This window comes from Eikenella sp. (assembly GCF_057315495.1).
This window is the reverse complement of the sequence record NZ_DBHKXY010000053.1, coordinates 1-4,872: the sequence shown is the minus strand read 5'-3', so window position 1 is coordinate 4,872 and position 4,872 is coordinate 1. Positions and strand designations below refer to the sequence as shown.

2 protein-coding genes and 2 pseudogenes are annotated in these 4,872 nt (G+C 55.0%); 1 reads left to right on the top strand and 3 read right to left on the bottom strand.

Features of this window, described 5'->3' with window-relative positions:
- Positions 1-526 precede the first annotated feature (526 nt).
- Together ACO6EE_RS09105 and secA are read right to left on the bottom strand one after the other, a co-directional pair.
- Positions 527-640: pseudogene (locus tag ACO6EE_RS09105) on the bottom strand (SEC-C metal-binding domain-containing protein); the annotation flags it as partial.
- 137 nt (positions 641-777) lie between these two features.
- Positions 778-3,271: pseudogene (secA, locus tag ACO6EE_RS09100) on the bottom strand (preprotein translocase subunit SecA); the annotation flags it as partial.
- A gap of 314 nt (positions 3,272-3,585) precedes the next feature.
- Here secA and ACO6EE_RS09095 point away from each other — a divergent pair.
- Positions 3,586-4,053: a DciA family protein gene (locus ACO6EE_RS09095; RefSeq protein WP_485960721.1), complete on the top strand. Its 468-nt coding sequence runs from the start codon at positions 3,586-3,588 to the stop codon at positions 4,051-4,053.
- 244 nt (positions 4,054-4,297) lie between these two features.
- On the opposite strand, the gene ACO6EE_RS09090 is transcribed toward ACO6EE_RS09095, so the two are convergent.
- The coding region (locus ACO6EE_RS09090) for a biotin synthase BioB (protein ID WP_485960720.1) at positions 4,298-4,872 on the bottom strand (575 nt) is incomplete at its 5' end.

Here is a 4,872-nt window from a genome sequence, read left to right as displayed (position 1 = left end):
TGTTACTTACTGGCAAGGTTCTCTGAAATAGCACCTTTTTTGTTACTTATGCCCTCTTTTCTGACAGTCTTCAGCATGCAGCAGCAAGCTGTCTCATCGCACCTGCGAAGAAATGAAACCGGCGGCAAGTCTCCGACAGCAAAGGCAGTACAACAAGTCTAGGGGACACTGCTTTCTTTAAGAATACCGATAAAGTTCACCACCTGCCGATACATCCGCCATCACAGGCTACCTGAAACCGCTCAGTAACAGGTAATGCCAATCCATCACGCCAGATAGCTTTCAGGTAGCCTGTTCAACCAAGAAGGCTACCTGAAAACATCTTCCTCAAAAACCCATAGGGAATGACGACAAGACTGCGCTACTGCATTGGCTCATCTAGCCAAACTGCTTGCACACCTGCCCTGCCAGCCTTGTCCTATACTTTTTAACCCACTATAAATCCCACCACTCCAAACAAAAGGCTACCTGAAACCCTGTATCCGGTTTTCAGGTAGCCTTTGATACCCAGTTTAAGCGGGGCTGTTTAGCTCAATTTGCCGTGGCACTGTTTGTAGCGCAGGCCGCTGCCACAAGGGCAGGGGTCGTTGCGGTGTACCATTTGGCCGCGGGCGGCAAGGGCTTCTGGGCTGAAGTCGTCTTCAGCAAAGTCGGCGGCTTCGGCGGCGTTGCCATTAGCAGCTAGGTAAGTAATGTCCAGCGCTGGAGCATGGTTTTCTTGATAAGCCATTTGCGAGGGCGCACTTTCCTCGGCCACCAGCTCATTCAGCTCGAAGCGTACTTGCGACAAAAGCCTTGCTGTTTCATTGCGGATGTTCTGCCACAGGTTTTGGAACATCTCGAAAGATTCCATTTTGTATTCCTGCTTCGGATTCTTCTGAGCATAGCCGCGCAGGTGGATGCCTTGGCGCAGATAGTCCATAGCAGAAAGATGTTCGCGCCATTGGCTGTCCATCACTTGCAGGAAGATATTGCGCTCAAACTGACGCATCAACCCGGCACCAACCATATCGGTTTTGGCGGTGTAGTCGTCTTGCGCCAGTTTCCAAGCACGCTCTTTCACGTCTTGGTTGTCGAGGGTGGGGTCTTGCTTGAGCCACTCGGTAACCGGAGCATGAATGTGGAAGTCGGCAAACAGCTGTTTCTCCAGCGCCACCAAATCCCACTGCTCTTCGATGCTGTCGGCGGGCATATACAAATCAACCAAGTTGTCGAGCGCTTCTTGGCGCATCTCGGTCATCATGGCAGAGTTGTCATCGGTTTCCAGCACTTCGTTGCGGCGGCTGTAAATAACCTTACGCTGGTCGTTGGCCACGTCGTCGTATTCCAACACCTGTTTACGCATGTCGAAGTTGCGGCCTTCCACTTTGCGCTGAGCACTTTCAATCTGACGGGTAAGCAAATTGGCTTCAATCGGTACACCCCGTTCCGGCGCCAGTTTATCGAGCAAGGCAGCGTGGCGGTCAAGCGCAAAGAGGCGCAGCAGCGGGTCTTCAAACGAGAGGTAGAAGCGGCTGGAGCCGATATCGCCCTGACGGCCGGAACGGCCGCGCAACTGGTTGTCGATACGGCGGCTTTCATGGCGTTCGGTGCCGACGATGTGCAGACCACCAGCAGCGATTACGCGGTCATGCTCTTCCTGCCAGCCATCTTCCAGTTCTTTGATGCGGGCGGCTTTTTCCTCTTCGCTCAAATCCGGATTGTTGCGGATGATGTGGCTGAGGTGTTTCACGTTACCGCCGAGCACGATGTCGGTGCCGCGGCCGGCCATATTGGTGGCCACGGTAATCATGCCGGTTTTGCCGGCCTGCGCCACGATATCGGCTTCGCGGGCGTGCTCTTTGGCGTTCAAAACGTTGTGTGCCAAGCCGGCGCGGGAGAGCATATTAGACACCAGCTCTGAGTTTTCAATGCTGGTGGTGCCCACCAGGATAGGCTGGCCTTTGGCATGGCGCTCTTTAATGTCGGCCACCACGGCTTCGAATTTTTCTTCGGCTGTGCGGAACACTTGGTCGTTGAAGTCTTTGCGGATCATCGGTCGGTTGGTCGGGATGATCACGGTTTCCAAGCCGTAGATGCTTTGGAACTCGTAGGCTTCGGTGTCGGCGGTACCGGTCATGCCGGAGAGTTTGCTGTAGAGGCGGAAGTAGTTTTGGAAGGTAATAGAGGCCAAAGTTTGGTTTTCTTGGCGGATTTCCACACCTTCTTTGGCTTCCACGGCCTGATGCAGGCCTTCCGACCAACGGCGACCGGTCATCAAGCGGCCGGTGAATTCGTCCACAATCACGATTTCGCCGTCTTGCACCACATAATGCTCGTCCAAATTAAACAGGCTGTGGGCGCGCAAAGCGGCCATCAGGTGGTGCATTAGGGCGATATTGGCGGTGGAATAGAGCGAATCGCCTTCCTGCAACAGGCCCATTTTGGTGAGGATTTGCTCGGCATGTTCATGGCCGGCTTCGCTGAGCAATACGGTGCGGTTTTTCTCATCCACCCAATAATCGCCCTCGCCCTCTTCTTCTTTCTGGCGCACCAGCTGGGCGGGCACTTTATTCATCACCAAATATAAATCAGTGTTGTCGTCGGCCTGGCCGGAGATAATGAGCGGGGTACGGGCTTCGTCGATCAGAATAGAGTCCACTTCGTCCACCACGGCGAAGTTCAGCTCGCGCTGCACTTTGTCACTCAGCTGGTGCACCATATTGTCGCGCAGGTAGTCGAAGCCGAATTCGTTGTTGGTACCGTAGGTGATGTCGGCGTTATAGGCTTCGTGCTTGGCGGCCTGATCCATATTGGCCACAATCACGCCCACTTTCATGCCGAGGAAGTTGTAGAGCGGGCCCATGATATCGGCATCGCGGGCGGCGAGGTAGTCATTTACCGTTACCACATGCACGCCTTTGCCGGCGAGCGCGTTCAAATATACAGCCAGCGTGGCCACCAGGGTTTTACCCTCACCGGTGCGCATTTCGGCGATTTTGCCCTGGTGCAACACCATCCCACCGATGAGCTGCACATCAAAATGGCGCATGCCCAGTGTGCGGCGGGAGGCTTCGCGGCACACGGCAAAGGCTTCTTCCAAAATGTCGTCCAAGGTTTCGCCCTTGGCGAGCCGTTGCTTGAATTCTACGGTTTTGGCTTGCAGCGCCGCATCGTCGAGCTGCTGGATATCTTTTTCCATGCCGTTGATGCGTACCACGGATTTGCGGTATTGTTTCAGAAGCCTGTCGTTGCGGCTGCCGAACACTTTTTTGGCCAGTGAAGTAATCATAAAATATTTAATCCCTTATGCGGTATTGCTGTTGCCCCGTGTGCTCGATTCAAACTGTGGCGGCATTCGCCTGTCGGCTTACTCCGGTTCAAATCTCATCCACTGCGATAGTAAAATAACGGGTAATTCTAGCATAATCAAACCTGTTCGCGCTTGGGAATATGGCTCACCCTGGCAGGATTTCAAGCGCATCGGGCAGGCTTTTTTACTGCCAGCGGCAGTTTGACTGTTTTCAGGTAGCCTCTTGATGAGGTTTTTAGATGCAGCCCGTCTGCTTTGCTTTTGCCCAACCACACTTTTCAGGTAGCCTTTATATGTCCGACCTCAACCGATTCAACCCCGGCCGCCACAGCCTGCACAGCCGCGACAACCTCAGCCGCGGCGAATCGCGGCTGCACGACCTGATTATGCAGGCCGAGAGCTGGCGGCATACCGCCCAAACATTGGAAGCACGGCTGCCGGCCAAGTTGCAGCAGCATTGCCGGGCAGTGCGGGTACGCGACGGGGTTTTGGTTTGGTATGCAAGCAACAATATGGCAGCGGCACGGCTACGGATGCTCGCGGCAGGGCTGCTCCCGGCCTGGCGTGCGGTGTGCCCGGAGGTGCGCGAAGTACAGGTGAAAATCAGCCCGCCGGAGCAGGAGCGGCCAAAAGAGAAACAGGCCAAACTGAGCCGTGCCGCCGCCGAACAATGCCTAGCCGCAGCAGATGATTTGGCACACCATCCGGAGCTGGCGGCGGCACTGCGGCATTTGGCAAGGCATGCGGAGGAAAGCGAATAAGGCTGCTATCGGTTGGCAGACAACGGCAGCCAATATTTTTCAGGTAGCCTCCCTCCTATATATAGTGGATTAACAAAAATCAGGACAAGGCGGCGAGCCGCAGACAGTACACACGTTACGGCACGGCGAGCCAACGCTGTACTGGTTTAAATTTAATTCACTATAAAAACAGCATGACGCAACATCATGCTGTTTTTTGTTTTTCACTTCAGGCTACCTGAAAAGGCTACCTGAAAGCTGAAACTCAATGCGCACAACCGCAATGCCCGCCGCCACAACCGCCGGCTGTATGGTAATTTTCAGGTAACCTTTCCGCCGCCTCGCCAGATTCGGCATGATAAGCCAGCGGCACTAAATCCAGCTTGGCCATCAGCAGGCGGTCGCCGTCTTCGTTGGGGTTCTCGGTGGTTAAAAGCTTGTCGCCATAGAAAATCGAGTTCGCGCCTGCCATGAAACACATTGCCTGCATGGATTCGGGCATATTGCTGCGCCCGGCGGAAAGGCGCACGAAGCTGTGCGGCATGGTAATCCGTGCCACGGCAATGGTGCGGACGAACTCCGTCCAATCCAAATCTTCGGCATCGGCCAGCGGCGTGCCTTCCACTTTCACCAGCTGGTTAATCGGCACGCTTTCCGGCTGCGGGTCGAGGTTGGCGAGGCTGGCAATCAGCCCGGCGCGTTCGGCACGGGTTTCGTTCATGCCCACAATGCCGCCGCAGCAGATTTTCAGGCCGGCGTTGCGCACCTTGCCCAAGGTGTCCATACGGTCTTCGTGTTTGCGGGTGTGGATGATGTCGTTGTAGCGTTCGGGGTCGGTGT